The sequence below is a fragment of the Actinocrinis sp. genome (assembly GCF_035946395.1).
GTDB lineage: Bacteria > Actinomycetota > Actinomycetes > Streptomycetales > Catenulisporaceae > Actinocrinis.
Window position 1 is genome coordinate 35,681 of sequence record NZ_DASYZI010000320.1, and the last position, 16,930, is coordinate 52,610.

Annotated in this window: 14 protein-coding genes; 8 read left to right on the forward strand and 6 right to left on the reverse strand. The window is 71.6% G+C overall.

Annotated elements, in window-relative coordinates:
• Positions 1-11: 11 nt before the first annotated feature.
• Together VGS97_RS19550 and VGS97_RS19555 are read right to left on the reverse strand one after the other, a co-directional pair.
• Entirely contained in the window at positions 12-1,544 is a 1,533-nt protein-coding gene (locus VGS97_RS19550; RefSeq protein WP_326855032.1) for a hypothetical protein, read from the reverse strand.
• Between the two features lie 70 nt (positions 1,545-1,614).
• Positions 1,615-4,008 (reverse strand): Tex family protein, encoded by a 2,394-nt coding sequence (locus VGS97_RS19555; RefSeq protein WP_326855033.1) that lies wholly within the window; start codon positions 4,006-4,008, stop codon positions 1,615-1,617.
• Positions 4,009-4,146: 138 nt separating this feature from the next.
• Here VGS97_RS19555 and VGS97_RS19560 point away from each other — a divergent pair, with 138 nt between their 5' ends.
• The 4 genes from VGS97_RS19560 (at position 4,147) to VGS97_RS19575 (ending at position 8,211) form a co-directional block, all read left to right on the forward strand.
• Positions 4,147-4,719: a GNAT family N-acetyltransferase gene (locus tag VGS97_RS19560; protein WP_326855034.1), complete on the forward strand. Its 573-nt coding sequence runs from the start codon at positions 4,147-4,149 to the stop codon at positions 4,717-4,719.
• Between the two features lie 144 nt (positions 4,720-4,863).
• The gene (locus tag VGS97_RS19565) at positions 4,864-6,168 is read left to right on the forward strand and encodes an ATP-binding protein (protein WP_326855035.1); all 1,305 of its coding nucleotides are present in this window, start codon (positions 4,864-4,866) and stop codon (positions 6,166-6,168) included.
• Positions 6,165-7,223 carry a tetratricopeptide repeat protein gene (locus VGS97_RS19570; protein ID WP_326855036.1) on the forward strand — a complete coding sequence of 353 codons (1,059 nt, stop codon included), beginning with the start codon at positions 6,165-6,167 and terminating at the stop codon, positions 7,221-7,223. The genes VGS97_RS19565 and VGS97_RS19570 overlap by 4 nt, the downstream gene beginning before the upstream one ends.
• Before the next feature lie 52 nt (positions 7,224-7,275).
• Positions 7,276-8,211 carry an LLM class flavin-dependent oxidoreductase gene (locus VGS97_RS19575; RefSeq protein ID WP_326855037.1) on the forward strand — a complete coding sequence of 312 codons (936 nt, stop codon included), beginning with the start codon at positions 7,276-7,278 and terminating at the stop codon, positions 8,209-8,211.
• Positions 8,212-8,242: 31 nt separating this feature from the next.
• Here VGS97_RS19575 and VGS97_RS19580 read toward each other — a convergent pair whose 3' ends face one another.
• The 3 genes from VGS97_RS19580 to VGS97_RS19590 all read right to left on the reverse strand — a co-directional run bounded on the left by VGS97_RS19580 (position 8,243) and on the right by VGS97_RS19590 (position 11,015).
• Positions 8,243-8,944, reverse strand: a complete 702-nt coding sequence (locus tag VGS97_RS19580) for a (Fe-S)-binding protein (protein ID WP_326855038.1) — start codon at positions 8,942-8,944, stop codon at positions 8,243-8,245.
• Between the two features lie 126 nt (positions 8,945-9,070).
• Positions 9,071-9,925, reverse strand: a complete 855-nt coding sequence (locus VGS97_RS19585; protein ID WP_326855039.1) for a GNAT family N-acetyltransferase — start codon at positions 9,923-9,925, stop codon at positions 9,071-9,073.
• Between the two features lie 94 nt (positions 9,926-10,019).
• Positions 10,020-11,015, reverse strand: coding sequence for an NAD(P)-dependent oxidoreductase (locus VGS97_RS19590; RefSeq protein WP_326855040.1), 996 nt, complete (start codon positions 11,013-11,015; stop codon positions 10,020-10,022).
• 358 nt (positions 11,016-11,373) lie between these two features.
• Between VGS97_RS19590 and VGS97_RS19595 the strand changes: the two genes are divergently transcribed.
• Genes VGS97_RS19595 through VGS97_RS19610 form a run of 4 tightly spaced genes read left to right on the forward strand, consistent with a single transcriptional unit; the run spans position 11,374 to position 15,311 of the window.
• On the forward strand, positions 11,374-12,504 hold the full coding sequence (locus VGS97_RS19595) for an ABC transporter substrate-binding protein (protein ID WP_326855041.1): 1,131 nt from the start codon (positions 11,374-11,376) through the stop codon (positions 12,502-12,504).
• A gap of 28 nt (positions 12,505-12,532) precedes the next feature.
• A complete protein-coding gene (locus tag VGS97_RS19600; protein WP_326855042.1) occupies positions 12,533-13,324 on the forward strand; it encodes an ABC transporter permease in 792 nt (263 codons plus the stop codon).
• Positions 13,321-14,184, forward strand: a complete 864-nt coding sequence (locus VGS97_RS19605) for an ABC transporter ATP-binding protein (protein WP_326855043.1) — start codon at positions 13,321-13,323, stop codon at positions 14,182-14,184. Before VGS97_RS19600 ends, VGS97_RS19605 begins: the two co-directional genes overlap by 4 nt.
• Positions 14,184-15,311, forward strand: coding sequence for a phosphotransferase enzyme family protein (locus VGS97_RS19610; RefSeq protein ID WP_326855044.1), 1,128 nt, complete (start codon positions 14,184-14,186; stop codon positions 15,309-15,311). The genes VGS97_RS19605 and VGS97_RS19610 overlap by 1 nt, the downstream gene beginning before the upstream one ends.
• Here the strand turns inward: VGS97_RS19610 and VGS97_RS19615 are convergent.
• A complete protein-coding gene (locus VGS97_RS19615; RefSeq protein WP_326855045.1) occupies positions 15,305-16,729 on the reverse strand; it encodes a sigma-70 family RNA polymerase sigma factor in 1,425 nt (474 codons plus the stop codon). The genes VGS97_RS19610 and VGS97_RS19615 overlap by 7 nt on opposite strands.
• Between the last annotated feature and the right edge of the window lie 201 nt (positions 16,730-16,930).

The following is a 16,930-nucleotide window of genomic DNA, read 5'->3' on the forward strand; positions in this document are numbered from 1 at the left end:
GGTGATCGCCGTCAGCAGCCCGGGTTCGTGCTCTGCGTCGAGGTGGCGTCGCCGGAGGTCGCCTTGAGCGTGAACACCTCACCGCAGTAGGAGTCGGTCGGGATCGAGTTGCCGATGGAGTACGCGGTCTTCCCGCTGAGCGTCCACGACGCCGTGCGCTCGCCGGTCCGCTTACCGTCCTTCGTTCCGTAGTAGTCCACGCTGACGGTGACCTGACCGGTGCCGGAGGTGTTCACCGCGAGGATCATGCCGATCTGGTGCACGGTCGGGCTGCCGCCGAGCAGTTGGACCTGAAGCGCGGTCACGTCGGCCGCGTTCGGGGGCGGGGGCTGGGTCGGCGGCGTGGTGACCGGTGTCACGCCCGACGGACTGCTCTTCGCGGCGGGCGCGGAGGTCGCCGGGTGGGCCTCAGCCGAATTCGAGGCACCCGCGCCGGTTCCGGGGGCATGTGCGGCGTGCGAGGCACTCGGTGGCGGGGCCGCGGCCGGGTTGCCCGCCGAGTTGGAGCCGAGGTGCAGGCTGGTGGCGGCCCACCAGGACAACGCGGCGACCGCGCCGAGGATGCCGACCGCCTGGATGACCATGCCAGCGTGTGGGCCGCGCCGCTCACCGCGCACGATCGGTGCGTAGTCGTCCTCGTCCTCAAGCCGGTCGTCGTCCTTGCCCCAGACGATCGGGCGGGAGAACGCCGGAGGCGGCGGGTTGCCGGGAAGGGGCTCCCCGCGCGGCGGCGTGCTCTTCGGGATGCCGGGCCCGGCGCCGACGCCTGACGCGGCGTAGGCGGAGGGCGGACCGAAGAGCGGCGACGAAGTCGGCCCGGTGGCCGCGCGAGGCGGCTCCTGCGGCCGGAACAGCTGCTCAAGTTCGGGTTCGAGGTCGTCCGGCAGCTGCGGCGGAGCCTGGTGCTGCGGCGGGACGTGCGCGGGCGGGGTGAACGTGGGGCCCGGCTGGTTCGACGGGAGTTCGTGCTCGACCGGCGCCTGCGGCCCGGCGCCCGGCGCGTCGAAGGACTCGAACTCGTAGGCCGGCCTGCGGTGCCGGCCGGAGTTGGCCAGCGGGTCGACGATCGCCGTCGCGGGCACCGAGCCGAACGCGGCGGCGACCCGCGGAGCATGCGTATGCTGCGGCGGCCCCTCGGTCACCGCGCTGGGCGGGGCGGCCGCCGGGTTGGGCACCGCGGGCGCGAACTGGTCGAGGATGCGCGCGCCGGCCGAGGCTATTCGGGCCAGGTCGGCGGACAGGTGCGCCTGGTGGTTCAGCGTCCAGTCCAGATCCACGTCGTCGAGCACGGGGCGCCACCAGTCCAGCGCGAAGCCCGCCTGCGCGAGCAGCGCCTGGACCTGACCGTCCCACGGAGTCTCGTCGCCGGACTGCTCCCCGGCCAGTTGCGAGACCCGGGAGGCCACCGTCGAGAGCTGATCGAGGGCGACGCGGGCGTCGGCATCCGTCCGGGGCAGCGCCCAGCGCAGCCCCAGCAAGGCCTGAACGAGTTCGTCGCGCGGATCCGTCGGCCGGTCCGGACCCGGCGTCCTCCAATCGGTCACCCTTGGTTGGTACCCCCGCTTCCTGATACACAGTGCTGCCGGGTGGTTACGATTTCGTGCCCGTGGTTGCTTATTTAACCAAACCGGCGCGCCGTAGCGCATCAGCAAGTGCGGTATCGGCCGATCCGCCGGAAGTCCCGGCGCCGCGGCCGCGATCGCCGCGCTGCCGCTCACCCTGGCCGCGCGCGTCGCGATCACGGTTCTGATCTGCGCGGTTGCGCTCGCCGCGACCCTGCTCGGCACGGTTCTGGCCGCCGCGCGAACGCTGCGGCTCGTCGTCGAGGCGCAGGGTGAGCGAGATGCGCTGCCGCGGCAGGTCCACGTCCAGCACCTTGACACGCACCACGTCGCCGGGCTTGACCACCTCGCGCGGGTCCTTGACGAAACTGCGCGACATTGCCGAGACGTGCACGAGCCCGTCCTGGTGCACGCCGACGTCCACGAACGCCCCGAAGGCCGCGACGTTCGTCACCACGCCTTCGAGCAGCATGCCGGGTTGCAGGTCCGAGGGCTTCTCCACGCCCTCCTTGAAGGCGGCGGTGCGGAACGCGGGGCGCGGGTCGCGGCCCGGCTTCTCCAGCTCGCGCAGGATGTCGGTGACGGTCGGCAGCCCGAAGGTGTCGTCGACGTAGTCGGCGGGCCTCAGCGCGCGCAGCGCGGTCGCGTTGCCGATCAGGCTCCTGATCTCCTGCTTGGTCGAGGTCAGGATCCTGCGGATCACCGGATAGGACTCCGGGTGCACGCTGGAGGCGTCCAGCGGATCGTCGCCGCCGGGGATGCGCAGGAAGCCCGCGCACTGCTCGAAGGCCTTGGGGCCGAGGCGGGACACGCTCTTGAGCGCGCCGCGGGTGCGGAACGGGCCGTTGGCGTCGCGGTGCGCCACGATGTTCTCGGCCAGGCTGTCGCCGATGCCTGAGACGCGGGCCAGCAGCGGCACCGAGGCGGTGTTGACGTCCACGCCGACGCCGTTGACACAGTCCTCGACGACGGCGTCCAGCGAGCGGGAGAGCTTGAACTCGGAGATGTCGTGCTGGTACTGGCCGACGCCGATCGACTTCGGGTCGATCTTCACCAGCTCGGCCAGCGGGTCCTGGAGCCGGCGCGCGATGGAGACGGCGCCGCGCAGCGAGACGTCGAGCTCGGGCAGCTCCCGCGCGGCGTAGGCGGAGGCCGAGTAGACCGACGCGCCGGCCTCGGAGACAAGCACCTTGGTCAGCCGCAGGTCGGGGTGGCGGGCGATCAGATCGAGGGCCAGCTTGTCCGTCTCCCGCGAGGCGGTGCCGTTGCCGATGGCGACCAGGTCGACGTGGTGCGCCGCGGCCAGCTTCGCGAGCACGGCGATCGACTCGTCCCAGCGCTGCTGCGGCACGTGCGGGTAGATCGCGGTGGTGGCCACGACCTTGCCGGTGTCGTCGACCACGGCGACCTTGACTCCGGTGCGGTAGCCGGGGTCAAGGCCCATCGTGGCGCGGGTGCCGGCCGGTGCGGCGAGCAGCAGGTCGCGCAGATTGGCGGCGAACACGCGCACCGCCTCGTCCTCGGCCGCCTGACACAGCCGCATCCGCAGGTCGACGCCGAGCTTGATCAGGATGCGGGTGCGCCAGGCCCAGCGCACCGTGTCCAGCAGCCAGTGGTCGGCGGGGCGGCCCTGGTCCGCGACGTCGTAGCGGGCGGCGATGCGCACCTCGTAACCGGTGCGGACCGTGGCGCTTTGAGCCGCCGCGGCCTCCGGTCCGGCCTCTTCGGGCTCGAAGACGAGGTCGAGCACCTCTTCCTTCTCGCCGCGCAGCAGGGCCAGCACCCGGTGCGAGGGCAGCGTGGTGAACGGCTCGGCGAACTCGAAGTAGTCGGAGAACTTCGCCCCGGCGTCCTGCTTGCCGTCCCGCACGCTGGAGACGACCCGGCCGCGCTCCCACATCCGCTCGCGCAGTTCGCCGATCAGGTCCGCGTCCTCGGCGAAGCGCTCGACCAGGATCGAGCGGGCACCGTCGAGCGCCGCCGCGGCGTCGGCCACGCCGCGGTCCGCGTCCACGTACGCGGCCGCGGCGGTCTGCGGGTCCTGCGACGGGTCGGCCAGCAGCAGGTCGGCCAGGGGTTCGAGCCCCGCCTCGCGGGCGATCTGCGCCTTGGTGCGCCGCTTCGGCTTGAACGGCAGGTAGATGTCCTCAAGCCGGGCCTTGGAGTCCGCGGCGTTGATCTGCGCCTCCAGCGCCTCGTCGAGCTTGCCCTGGCTGCGGATCGACTCCAGGATCGCGGCGCGGCGCTCCTCCAGCTCGCGCAGGTAGCGCAGCCGCTCCTCCAGGTTGCGCAGCTGCGTGTCGTCCAGCGCCTCGGTGGCCTCCTTGCGGTACCGGGCGATGAACGGGACGGTCGCCCCGCCGTCCAGCAGCTCCACCGCCGCCGTGACCTGGCGCTCGCGCACACCCAGCTCTTCCGCGATCCGCTGGTTGATCGGCACCGTCATCGTCTTCCGCCCTGCCCGCCTGTTGACTGGTCCTCGTCCTGTGCACGCGCCGTGCACAGACATATTGGCAGAACTCGGCGCGGCGGATCGCAGAAAACCGCTGGAGGCCGCCACCCGCGATCCAGCATGATCGCGGGTATGGAAAGCAGTGATCACAGCGGCTGGGAAGTCCGCAGAGTCCGCGCGGACGAGTGGCGGGCGCTGCGGGACATCCGGTTGGAAGCGCTCAAGGACACGCCGATCGGCTTCGGCGAGCGCTACGAGGACGCGCTCGCAAAGCCTGACGACGACTGGCGCGAGCGGGCGCGGCGCGACGCCGAAGCCGCGCACACGGCACTGTTCGCGGCCTTCGACCCGAGCGGGCGGATCGTCGGCACCACCGGAACCTTCACGAAGGCGGACTCGGTCCTGACCGACGGCCGCGAGCTGGTGATCTACGGCGTTTACGTGACGCCGGGGCAGCGCGGCGCGCGGCGCGGCGTTGATCGGCACAGTGTTGATCAACCCGGCGTCGCCTCGCTGTTGTTCGACGCGGCGATCGCGTGGGCACGGGAGGCCGGTGGCGCGGACGTGATCACGTTGTCGGTGCACGAGCGCAACGAGCGGGCACACGCCTTCTACCGCCGCTACGGCTTCGCGGACACCGGCGTACGCACCCCATACAACCTCGACGAGACGGCGCTGTTGATCGAGATGCGCTTCGAGGGCTGACAAAGAGCACGACACACCGTGGCCGCCGCGTGACGTCCAGACACGTGCCGGGATCGAAGATCCTGGTGGCACCGTCAACAGACAGACCGCGCCCATACACTGGTGCCCCCGGCTTCGAGCCGGGATCGCATCGGGGAGGACGCCGTGGACGGTTCGCCGCTCATCGACAGCCTGCGCAAGGCGGTGGAAGCCGCCCCGCGGGACGTGCCGCTGCGCCTGCACCTCGCCGGTCTGCTGCTCGATGCCGGAGCGACGGCCGAGGCGATCAGCCACCTCGGGCTGGTGCTCGCCGCCGAGCCGACTTCCACGGCCGCCCTCGCGCTGATGCAGCGCGCAGTCGGCGGCTCCTCCCCCGCGCCCGGCGCCACGCCTCAGGCCGCGCCGATACCCGGCCCGTCCGTCTCCCCGGATTCGCTGCCGGACGCGATACCCCCGGCGCCTGGCGCTCCCCCTACCGGCGGCTTCGGCGAACCGGACTTCGAGGGCTTCGACTGGGACGCGGCGGCCCGCGACCTCGGCGAGGCGCTGCCGCCGATGTTCGTCGACGGCGACGAGGAGCTGACCGAGCCGGCCTTCGACGTGGAGTCCAGCACGGTGCGGCTGGCCGACGTCGGCGGCATGGCGCAGGTGAAGAAGCGGCTTGAGGCCGCGTTCCTGGCACCGATGCGCAACCCCGAGCTGCGCAAGCTGTACGGCAAGTCGCTCAAGGGCGGGCTGCTGCTCTACGGGCCGCCCGGCTGCGGCAAGACCTTCCTGGCCCGCGCGATCGCGGGCGAGCTCGGCGCGGCCTTCTTCTCGGTGACGCTCGCGGACGTGCTCGACATGTACATCGGGCAGAGCGAGCGCAACCTCAGCGAGATCTTCGCCACCGCCCGGCGCAACGCGCCCTGTGTGCTGTTCCTCGACGAGGTGGACGCGCTCGGCCAGCGCCGCAGCCAGCTGCGGTCCAACTCGATGCGCGGGACCGTCAACCAACTGCTGGCCGAGCTCGACGGCGTCGGCGCGCAGAACGACGGGGTCTTCGTGCTCGCGGCGACCAACGCGCCGTGGGACGTGGACGTGGCGCTGCGCCGGCCGGGGCGGCTGGACCGCACGGTGCTGGTGCTGCCGCCCGACCAGCAGGCGCGCGAGGCGATCCTGCGTCACCATCTCAAGGGCCGCCCGGTGGCGAAGATCGACCTCGGTGCGACGGCGAAGCGGACCGAGGGCTACTCCGGCGCGGACTTGGCGCACGTCTGCGAGACTGCGGCGGAGCGGGCGCTGCTGGACTCGGCCGTCACGGGCAACGTCCGGATGATCGAGATGCGGGACATCGAGGCCGCGCTGGGCGAGGTGCGCCCGTCGATCGGGCCGTGGCTTGAGTCGGCGCGCAACGTGGCGATGTTCGCCAACGAGGCCGGTGCCTACGACGACCTGCTGGATTACCTCAAGAAGCGCAAACTGCTGTGACCGGCCCGGACACGCGGGACGAGCTCATCCGCGCCTCCACGCTGCTCGACCTCGGCCGTCCGGGCGAGGCACGCACCCGGCTCGGCGTGGTGCTGGCGGCGGATCCCGGCAACGCCTTCGCGTTGCGGCTGCTGGCCCGCTGCCATCACGCGACCGGGGAGATGGGCCAGGCGATCGAGACGGCGAAGGCCGCGGTCGCGGCCGATCCCGGCTCGGAGCACGGTCACCGGATCCTGGCCAACGCGTACAACGCGGCGGGCGATCGCCCGGCGGCGACGGCCGAGGCGCGGGAGGCGCTGCGGCTGGCCCCGGAGGAGTGGCGCTGCCACTGGCTGCTGGCCGAGTGCCTGCGGCACAGCGACCCGCACGCCGCGCTGCCCCCGGCACAGCGCGCCCGGGAACTGGCGCCCAACGAGGCCGACGTGCACGTGCTCTACGGCGTCGTGGTCAAGCAGCTCGGCCGGTCCGAGGAGGCCCGCGCGGCCTACCTGCACGCGCTGAGCATCAATCCGAACCTCGCCACCGCGCACAACAACATCGCGGTGCTGGACCGGGCGAACGGCAGCTGGGCACGGGCGCTGGCCGGTTTCCGCACCTCGCTGCGGCACAATCCGCAACAGAAGCTGGCCCGGGAGAACCTGGCGAACACGATCGTGCTGCTGCTGCGCCGCCTGTGCGGAGCGGCGTACGCGGCGACGTTCCTGGTGCTGGTCGTCTCCGACCTCACCAGCGCCGCACAGCTGCGCGTGCTCGGGGCCGCGGTCGCGCTCGCGATGCTCGGCGGGCTCGCGTGGATCATGTTCATCGCCCGACGCAGCGTCGGCACGTTCGCGAGCACGGTCGTGCGCACCGACCGGCGCGCCGTCACGGCCCTGATCGTGTTCGGCGGCGCGTTCGTGGTCACGGTGGCGCTCGCGGTGGTGCAGGTCGTCCCGCTCAGGCTCGTGCGGTCGACGTTCGGCGGGATCGGGCACAACGGGCACCTGCTCACGGCCATCGGCGTCGGCTCGATCATCGCCGCGCGCGGCACCACCAGGAAGCGGAAGAAGAAGTAGCCGGCCCGGGCGGCGACGGATCGGTGTCACTGCGCCTCAGTAGCATGGCGTCGTGATCGAGACTTCGGATGGCGAGACCTCTACGGCGCCGCGCCGGATCGGCGTCATGTACGACCGCGACCTGCCGCCGGAGGGCCTCGCCGACTTCGCGCGCGAGGTCGAGGCGGGCGGCGCCGACGACCTGTGGCTGGTCGAGGACCTGCGGTGGGCCGGCTCGATCGCCTCGGCCGCCACCGCCCTGGCCGCGACGCGGATGCTGCGCGTCGGCATCGGGATCACGCCCGCGCCGCTGCGCAATCCGGCGCTGCTCGCCATGGAGCTCGCGGCGCTGGCCCGCATCCATCCGGGTCGCCTCGTCGCCGGGATCGGGCACGGCGTGCCGGAGTGGATGGAGCAGGTCGGGGCGGGCACGCCGCACCGTCTGGCGCTGTTGAAGGAGACCATGGACGCGGTGCGGGCGCTGCTGCGCGGCGAGGAGGTGACGCTGCACGGCCGGGTCGTCCACCTCGACGGCGTGCGGCTGGTGCATCCACCGCGTGAGGTGCCGCCGGTGATCGCCGGCGTCATCGGCCCGCGGTCGCTGGAGCTGTCCGGCCGTGTGGCGGACGGCACGCTGATCGTCGAGGGACGCGGTCCGGATGAGGTGCTCGGCATCCGTGCCCTGATCGAGAAGGGCCGCGCGGACGCGGACACCGGCGCGGGCGTGGCCGGCGAAAAGCCGCACATGCTGCTGATCTTCACTCATCTGTGCATCGACGAGGACACAGAGAAGGCACGCGCGGCCTTGGCGCCGATCGTCGCCGACTACTCCGAGCTGCTCGGCATCGCGCCGCAGGACGTCTTCACGGTCTCGGGCAGCCCGGCGGACGTCGCCGCACGCGTCCGGTCGCTGTGGCAGGCCGGGATCGACACGGTGATCCTGCGTCCGGTGGGCGAGCGCCCGGCGCAGCAGTTCGTGAGGGCCGTCGCCGCCGTTCGCGAGCACTGACGACCCGTCTGGCCCCGTCCATCGGCCCGGATCAACCGGCGCGCGTCGCGGCGAGCACTTCGGCCAGGTGGATCGTCTTGATCGGGGCCTGCGAACGCCGGGCGATCCCGCCGATGTGCATCAGGCACGAGTTGTCCGCGGCCACCAGATACTCCGCCGCGCTGCTCACCGCGTTGGCCACCTTGTCCGCGCCCATCGCCGCCGAGACGTCCGGATTCTTCACCGAGAAGGTGCCGCCGAAGCCGCAGCACTCCTGCGCCCCCGGCAGTTCCTCCAGTTCGAGGCCCGCCACCGCGCGCAGCAGTCTGGTCGGCCGGTCGCCGACGTTCAGCAGCCGCAGTGAGTGACACGTCGGGTGATACACGACCCGGTGCGGAAAGTACGCGCCCACGTCCTCGACTTCGAGGACGTCGATCAGGAACTCGGACAGCTCGTACACCTTCGGGATGGCCACATCCCGGACAATCCTCGGATGAATGTCGCGGACCATCGCCGCGCAGGAACCCGAAGGGGCGACCACGTACTCGTACCCGCCGAAGACCTCGGCGAAGTTGCGGGCCAGCGGCTCGGCATCGCGCTGATATCCGGTGTTGTAATGCATCTGGCCGCAACAGGTCTGCGCCATCGGGAAGTCCACGGTGACGCCGAGCCGCTCAAGCAGCCCGACCGTCGCCTTTCCGGCGTCGGGGAACAGCGCGTCGTTCAGGCAGGTGATGAACAGCGCGGCGCGCACGGATCAACCCCTTCGTCGGCCGGCAGAGATCCGATCACATCATGCTGCGCCGGACGCCCGAACAGCAACATGAGCAGCCGGTGGCACCCGTGGACCGTACGAACGCGTCGGCCGCGCGGAACCGGTTCATCGCCCGATGAAGTCGATCACCACGCGGTCTTCGACCTGCCGGAAGCCCAGCCGCCGGTAGAGCGCGTTGCTCGTCGGGTTGGCCAGGTCGGTGAACAGCGAGACCTCGCGGGCGCCGCGGTCGAACGCGAGCCGGCAGGCCGCAGCCGTGGCGGCTGCCGCGTATCCGCGGCGACGCAGGCCCGGGGGCGTGTAAACCGGACCGACCCGCATGCCGCCGCCCTCCAGCAGAAGGCTGATACCGGCCATGGAGACCGGGGCGCCGTCGGCCTCCCACAACAGCAGGGTGCCGTTCTCGACGCGGTCGCCGACGACGCGCTGCGCGTTGAGCACCGGGTCGCCGACCTCCTGTGCGAAATGCGCGTACCAGGCCGACGCCAGGTCGAGGTCGGCGGCGGTGGCCAGGCGGGACGTGCCGCGCGGCGCGGGCGTCGGCTCGACCAGCTCGCCGAGCAGGTAGAGCCGGTTGCGCATCCGTACCTTCGCCGACGTTCCGGTAGCGGCGCACCAAACGGCGGCGACCGCGTCGGCCGTGGCCGAGGGCGCGTTCACACCTGACAGCCGCCAGTTCGCGGCGAGCAGCGCGTCGACCAACGGGGCCGCGGCGCCGTCCGGCAGTTCGGAGAGCAGCGCCGGGTGCGGCGGCGTCTGCACGAGGGCCGCGCCGACCTTGCCGTCCACGTCCTCGTACCAGCCGAAGCGGGGCGGCTCGTTGCCGAAGGCGAGCGGCCCGCGCTGGCGCAGGACGCTGGGGATCGAGAGCAGCAACGTGTTGCGGGTGGGCTCCGCCGCGACGAAGGCGCCCGCGGCCTCGTCGAAGGCGGCGATGTCAGCAGTAGTTCGCCAAGCCATACCGCAGTCTGGCACCGGCTCGGCGCCGCCCGCATCCGGGTTTCCCGCCGCCGGCCTTCCGGGGCGGGCGACCCGGATGCGTGGTAAGGGCCTGTCAGTGCGTGGCGCCGCCCTCCGGCCGCAGTTCGAAGCCCGCGGCGTGTGCCTGAAGTTCGAGCAGCGCGGCGAAGTCCGCCTCACGGAAACCCGAGGTCACCGCCTCCTGGATGCGCTGATACGCGGCGCCGGACACGGGCATCGGGGTCTCCATCACCCGGGCGGCGGCGAGTCCGAGGTCGAAGTCCTTGCGCAGCAGCTCCATGGTGAAGGTGGGCGCGAAGTCCAGCGAGAGCATCGCCGGGGTCTTGTACCTGGTGAAGTCCGAGGCGAGGACCGAGCCGTTGAGGAACTGCATCAGCGCCGTGCGGGTGACGCCGTAGCGCGCGGCGAGCGTCGTCACCTCGGCAAGGGTCTGCGTCATGACGCCGAGCAGGATGTTGTGGCAGAGCTTTACCACGCGCGCCGCGTCGCCCTCCCCGACGTAGCTGACGGAGCGTCCGAGTATCTCAAGCAGGGGCAGAACCTGCTGGTAGGCGTCCTGCGGGCCCGACACGCAGAACGAGGCGGTGCCGCCGGTCACGGCACCGGCGTTGCCGCTGATCGGAGCGGCCAGCACCGCCGTGTCCGTCTTGGCGGCCAGTTCGCGCAGGGTGCGCGCGGCCGGGGCGTCGACCGTGGAACAGTCCACCACGGTGCGCGGGCCGCTCGAACCGCCGAACAGCGCGGTCGCCACGGTGACCAGGCTGGCCGGGGTGTCCACGGTGATGAAGACGATACGGCAGTCGGCCAGGTCGGCCGGGCCGTCCACCACGGTGGCACCGAGCGGGGCCAGTTCCTCGGCCTTCACCCTGGTGCGGTTGCACACCGTCACGTGCTGCCCGGCGCCCAGCAGCCGGGTCACCAGCGCGGTACCCATGTGGCCGGTGCCGATCCACCCGATGCTGTTGCTGACCACGCTGTTGGTGACCGGCGTGGTAGAGGTCACCGGACTGTCCGCCGCCGCGCTGTGGCCGGCGACGGTACTTCGCGAGCTGTCGTTGTCCGCAGCCATGCTTGTTTCCCCCTTGTTGGTCGCGGCTGAGGCTGTCAACCTTCGCCGCCCATCTGGTACATCTATCCGATTGTCGTACGCCATAACAGAATCGGACCCACCAGGGGTCGCCGATACCCGGCAATTCGGGGATGAAACAGCCGACCCGCAGGGTGTCGGTGCGAAGACGACGCCCGCAGCACAATCTGACTCGTCCGAAATACGGACCCCGGGTGTGTACGCGATATGATGATCGAAGCTGGATCAGCCACAGCCGGCCTCGCTCAGCACACGGGTCGGCACCGGCTCGACACGGTACGCCGCGCCGCCGTGTCACCGCCGAGCGGCAGCGCGCGCGTCCGGTAGTTCCCCAAAACAGATGAAGGCCAGCAGCATGCGCCGCACAGCTTCTCGCATCGTGCTCACGTCCGCCCTGACCGCAACGCTCGGCGCCGCGGCGGCATGCTCCTCGTCAGCGCCGTCCTCGGCGGCGGCGCCCGGCGCGGGCGGCGGTCCGGGCGCGGCGCCGGTCACGGTGACCCTCGCCCTGGACTGGACGCCCAACACCAACCACACCGGCATCTTCGTCGCCCAGCAGCTCGGCTACTTCAAGGCCGCCGGGATCGACCTGAAGATCGTGCCGTACGGCTCGACCGCGCCGGAGACGCTGGTCTCGACGCACAGGGCCGACTTCGGGATCTCCTACCAGGACGGGCTGACCGAGGCGGTGGCCACCGGCGGCGACCTCACCTCGGTCTTCGCGATCACCCAGAAGACCGACGTGGTGATCGGCGTGCGGGCGGACAGCGGGATCAGCTCGCCCAAACAGCTCGACGGCAGGACCTACGCCGGCTACGGCTCACCGCTCGAAGTGCCGATGCTCAAGTACGTGATCAAGCAGGCCGGCGGCACCGGCTCGTTCAAGGACGTCACGCTCAACACGGACGCGTACCAGGCGCTCTACGCTGGCCAGGCGGACTTCGCGCTTCCCGAGCCGACCTGGGAGGTCATCCAGGCCAAGCTGGTCGGCAAGTCGCTGAACACGTTCGACCTGTCCGTATACGGATTCCCGGCGATCTACTCGGCGCTGATCGCGACCTCGCACCAGTACCTCAACGCGCATCCGGACACCGCGCGCAAGTTCCTGGCCGCGGTGCTGAAGGGCTATCAGTACGCGACCGCGCACCCGGCGCAGGCAGCGAACCTGCTGATCCAGGCGAACCAGTCGGTGCTCGGCGCGCAGCGGGAACTGGTGGAGCAGAGCGCCGCGCTTGAGGCGGCGCAGTACTACCAGGATTCGAACGGTCAGATCGGCGTGCAGAGCGAGGCGCGGTGGAAGGCGCTGACCGACTTCCTGTACGCCAACGGGATCCTCGCCGACGCCTCGGGCAAGAAGTCGACCGCCGAGCCGGACGTCTCGACCCTGTACACGAACGCCTATCTGCCGACCGCAAGCCCGGCTGCCGGCCAGCCCAGCTCATCCATGAGTACCGACTCCGGCATGCCATGAACCCCGCAGCGCTGAACCCGGCCGCACCGTGAACATCACCGCGAAGGTCCTCGCCGTGTCGCGTGCGCTCTGGCCGCCGCTGCTGCTCGCCGCCGCGCTGATCGGCGGCTGGCAGGTGGCCGGGCAGTTCGGCGTGCGCGATCCGCAGGTGCTGCCCACGCCGTCGCAGGTCGTCTCGGCGGGATGGGAGCAGCGGGCGGCGCTGTGGCAGAACACCGTGCCCACGCTGGAGGAGACCGCGATCGGTTTCGGGGTCTCGTTCGCGCTGTCCTGGCTGATCGCGACGGCGATGGACTTCTGCGCCGCGGCCCGGCGGGCGCTCTACCCGCTGCTGGTGGCCTCGCAGACGGTGCCGATCGTGGCGATCGCACCGCTGTTCGTGGTGGTGTTCGGGTTCTACCTGCTGCCGAAGGTGCTGCTGGTGGCGCTGGCCACCTTCTTCCCGCTGACCGCGTCGCTGGCCGAGGGCTTCGCCACCGCCGACGGGGACGCCATGCGGCTGCTGCGCTCGATGGGGGCGAGCCGGTGGCAGGCCTTCGTGAAGGTCCGGGTGCCCGGCGCGCTGCCGTTCTTCTTCGCCGGGCTGCGCGTCTCGATCACGTACGCGATCGGCGGCGCGGTCTTCGCCGAATACGCCGGCGCGGTCGACGGCCTGGGCATCTACATGCAGCAGATGCAGCAGGTGTTCCGCACGGATCTGGTCTTCGCCTCGATTCTGGTCATCGCGCTGTTCAGCGTGCTGCTGTTCGCCTCCACGTACCTGCTGGAGCGGCTGGTGACGCCGTGGCGCCGGTTCGCGGCGAAGGACGACGCCGCGTGACCCGGCCCGGCTACCGGCTCGAAGTCAGGGGCCTCACCCAGCAGTTCGCCCGGCCCGGCCGTGACCCGCTGCGCGTGCTGGACGGCCTCGACCTCGCGGTGCGGCCGGGCGAGTTCACCGCGATCATCGGCCCGAGCGGCTGCGGCAAGTCCACGCTCTTCAACATCGTCGCGGGGCTCGACCGCCCGACCCGCGGCGAGGTGCGCATCGACGCGGCGGCGGCGACCGGCGACCGTCATCAGGTCGCTTATATGCCGCAGAAGGACCTGCTGTTTCCGTGGCGCACGATCGAGGACAACGCCGCGCTCGGCCTGGAGGTCCAGGGCACGCCGCGGCGCACGGCACGCGCCGCGGTCCGGCCGCTGTTCGCGGAGTTCGGGCTCGACGGCTTTGAGCGTTCGTACCCCGGTCAGCTGTCCGGCGGCATGCGGCAGCGGGCCGCGCTGCTGCGCACCGTCGCGATGGGGCGGCACGTGTTGCTGCTCGACGAGCCGTTCGGCGCGCTCGACTCGCTCACGCGCACGCAGATGCAGCTGTGGCTGGCCGAGACCTGGCAGCGGCACGCGTGGACCGCGCTGCTGGTGACGCACGACATCCGCGAGGCGGTGTTCCTCGCCGACAGCGTGCACGTGCTCTCGCCGCGCCCGGCGCGACTCGCGGCGCGCGTCGAGGTCGATCTGCCGCGACCGCGCACCACGCAGACCTTCCTGCTCCCCAAGTTCGGCAAGCTTGAGCAGGACGTGCTGACCGCGCTCGGCCTGCCCCCGGCCGAAACGCGGCCAAGCGGCGCCGGCCGGGGCCGCACTTCAGGCGATCCGGGCGGCCCGGGCGCTGCGGGCGACCCGGCGGAAGCACACTGATGTCGATCTCTCATCTCGTGCACGGTCTTGGTACGACGAGCGTCGTCCCGCACTGGCCGCCGCTGACCGTCGCGGAGGCCGACGCCGCGCTGCGCCGAGTTCCGGAGGCCGGCGGCGCCAGGGCTCTGATCTGGCGCTCGCCGCGACCGCTTTCCGCCGCAGGTCTGGTCGAGACGGCACGTGGCGGGTCGGTGTTCGTCAAGCGCCACCACAGCTCGGTGCGCTCGATCACAGGGTTGCGCGAAGAGCACGACTACCTCGCGTACCTCAGGAAGAACGGCGCGCCCGTCGTCCGCCTGCTGGAGGATCGCGACGGACGCACGGCCCTGGCCGCCGGCGAGTGGACGTACGAGGTGCATACCGTCGGCGAAGGCGACGACCTGTACCGGGACGCGATCTCCTGGTCGCCGTTCACCGGGCTCGGCCATGCCCGCGCCGCGGGCCGCGCCCTCGCTCTCCTGCACGAGGCTGCCCGCGGATACGACGCCGCGCGCCGCGCGCCGCAACCACTGATCGCAGGGTTCGAGGTTTTCGCCGTGGACGACCCGCTCGCGGCCGTGCAGTGGTACGCCGCCACACGGCCGGCGCTCGCCAACGAGCTCGCGTCGCGTCCATGGCGCGAGGACGTCGAACGCTGGCATCTGCCCCACCACGAGCGCGTACTGCCGCGCCTTGCGGCGCTGGAACCGTTGTGGACGCACAACGACTTCCACGCCTCGAATCTGCTGTGGCGCGGCGGGCAGGTGGCCACGGTACTGGACTTCGGCCTGTCGCAGCGGGCGTTCGCGGCGCACGACCTGGCCACGGCGATCGAGCGCAACGCCATCGAATGGCTCGAACTCGACGCGAGGGGCCCGGCAGCGGTCCATCTCGATGCCGCGCTCGCGCTCGTCGGCGGTTACGAGGAGATCCGGACACTCACCGACGCGGAACGCGCCGCACTGCCCGACCTGCTCGCGCTCTGCCACGCCGACTTCGCCCTGAGCGAGATCGACTACTTCGGCGGCGTGACCGGCTCACCGCAGAACACTGGGCTGGCGTACCGCTACCTGGTGGATCACACGGCCTGGTTCAGCGGTCCTCTCGGCGCCGGCTTCCTGCGCGGGCTGCGCTCGGCGATTCAGTGAGCTGTGACCGTCAGGCAAACGATGACCAAGTTGCCGAAGTGTATGCACGTCGGTTCCGGTGACGGCGTCGGGCTCTGACTCGGCGAGGGCGAGAGGCTCGGCGTAGGCACTGGCGGCGGCGTCTGCGTCGCGGACGGGCTCGGCGAGGGCGACACGGCAGGGGGCGGTGCGCTCGTCGTGACCGGATACGTGGGCGCAGCGGACGGAACCTGAGCGCCGGCTTGCGTCGGCGTCAGATTGGCGGCAGGCGGTGACGTGTATGGCGCGATCACGGCCCGTGGCGCGCTGGACTTGCTCGCTTTCGGCTGTGGGCTCGACGAGGCCGGCACGGCCTGAGAGACCGGCTGCGCCGTCTGCGGCAGACTCGGCGCGGACGGCGCCTGCGACGCGGGCAGCGCCCGGTGCGCAGGCGCCGGCGAATCCGATCCGGTCACCGCGAACGCGATCGCCGCAACCGCCGCCACGACACAGGCCGCCGCCACGGTGACGCCGACGGGTCCGGTCACCCCCGACGATCCGCGCCCCGCCGAGGCGGCGCCCTTGGCTCCAGTGGCGGCCGCGGCCTTGGCGCCGGCCGCGCCCGCTGCCGTCGCCGTGGCCGTGCCGCCGAGCACGGGCAGCAGGAAGCGCAGGGCGCCGGTCCCGGCCAGCGCGAGCAGCGCCGGGCCGAGCAACAGCGGCAGCCGCCGGTTGGCCAGTTCGAGCCCTGCCAGCCGGTCCCGGCAGTCCGGGCACGAGGTGGTGTGCGCGGCGAGCGTCGCGACGCTGCGCGGACCGGCGGCCCCGCGCACGTAGGCAGGCATCCGCTCCCAATGCTGCGCGCATGCGGGGTCGGCCGGGGCGCCAGGCTGCGAGCGCAGGAACGCCTGCCGCATCCCCTCGCGCGCCCGGTGCAGCAGTACCGCGGTCGCGTTGGCGTTCGAACCCATCCGCTCGCCGACCTTGGCAACCGAGAGATCCTCCACCTCCGCCAGCCACAGCGCCTCGGCCCAGCGGTCCGGCAGCTGCTTCATCACCTCGGCGAGCATGTCGACGTACGCGACGTGCTGCTGCGGGTCGGCCGTGGCGGCGGCGCTCGTCCCGTCGGCCCAGCGCCACGCCTCGTCCGGCTGCTGCGGCAGTTCACGGGGCGCGCGGCCCACGGTCGCGGCGAGGTTGCGGATCGTCGTGGCCAGATACGCGGCCGGGTCGTCCACCCGGTGGCCCGCCGCAATGCGCCGCCAGACCCGGAAATGCGCCTCGGCCACCAGGTCCTCGGCCAGCCAGGAGTTGCCGGTCAGCGAACGCGCGTAGCCGACGAGCCGCGCGTGATGTTCCTGGTAGACCCGGGTGTATTCGGCGATGCGGGGGTCCTGTGCCGCGGTTGTCCGCTCCACCGAGACCCCCACCGTCCAGCCCGACTCCGACACGTCCGACACGTCTGCCCGATCCTGTCGCAAGAGCTCGGGTTCCGCCGGATTTTCCCCTTTCTAACAGTGATCAGCGGCTGATTTCCACCTACTGTGAGGGATGTGGCCCAGATCACATCGACCCGGTGGCGAACCCGCGTAATGAGGCCGGGGGTTCGCGGGTCCTTGCTGCGAGTAGTTCGTACCGGACCCGAGTGGAAGGAGCGGCGA

Bases quoted from the DNA above. Each gene is read 5' to 3' on its own strand.
- VGS97_RS19555 (WP_326855033.1), bottom strand. From the start codon at position 4,008: ATGACGGTGCCGATCAACCAGCGGATCGCGGAAGAGCTGGGTGTGCGC.
- VGS97_RS19560 (WP_326855034.1), top strand. From the start codon at position 4,147: ATGGAAAGCAGTGATCACAGCGGCTGGGAAGTCCGCAGAGTCCGCGCG.
- VGS97_RS19585 (WP_326855039.1), bottom strand. From the start codon at position 9,925: ATGGCTTGGCGAACTACTGCTGACATCGCCGCCTTCGACGAGGCCGCG.
- VGS97_RS19590 (WP_326855040.1), bottom strand. From the start codon at position 11,015: ATGGCTGCGGACAACGACAGCTCGCGAAGTACCGTCGCCGGCCACAGC.
- VGS97_RS19595 (WP_326855041.1), top strand. From the start codon at position 11,374: ATGAAGGCCAGCAGCATGCGCCGCACAGCTTCTCGCATCGTGCTCACG.
- VGS97_RS19610 (WP_326855044.1), top strand. From the start codon at position 14,184: ATGTCGATCTCTCATCTCGTGCACGGTCTTGGTACGACGAGCGTCGTC.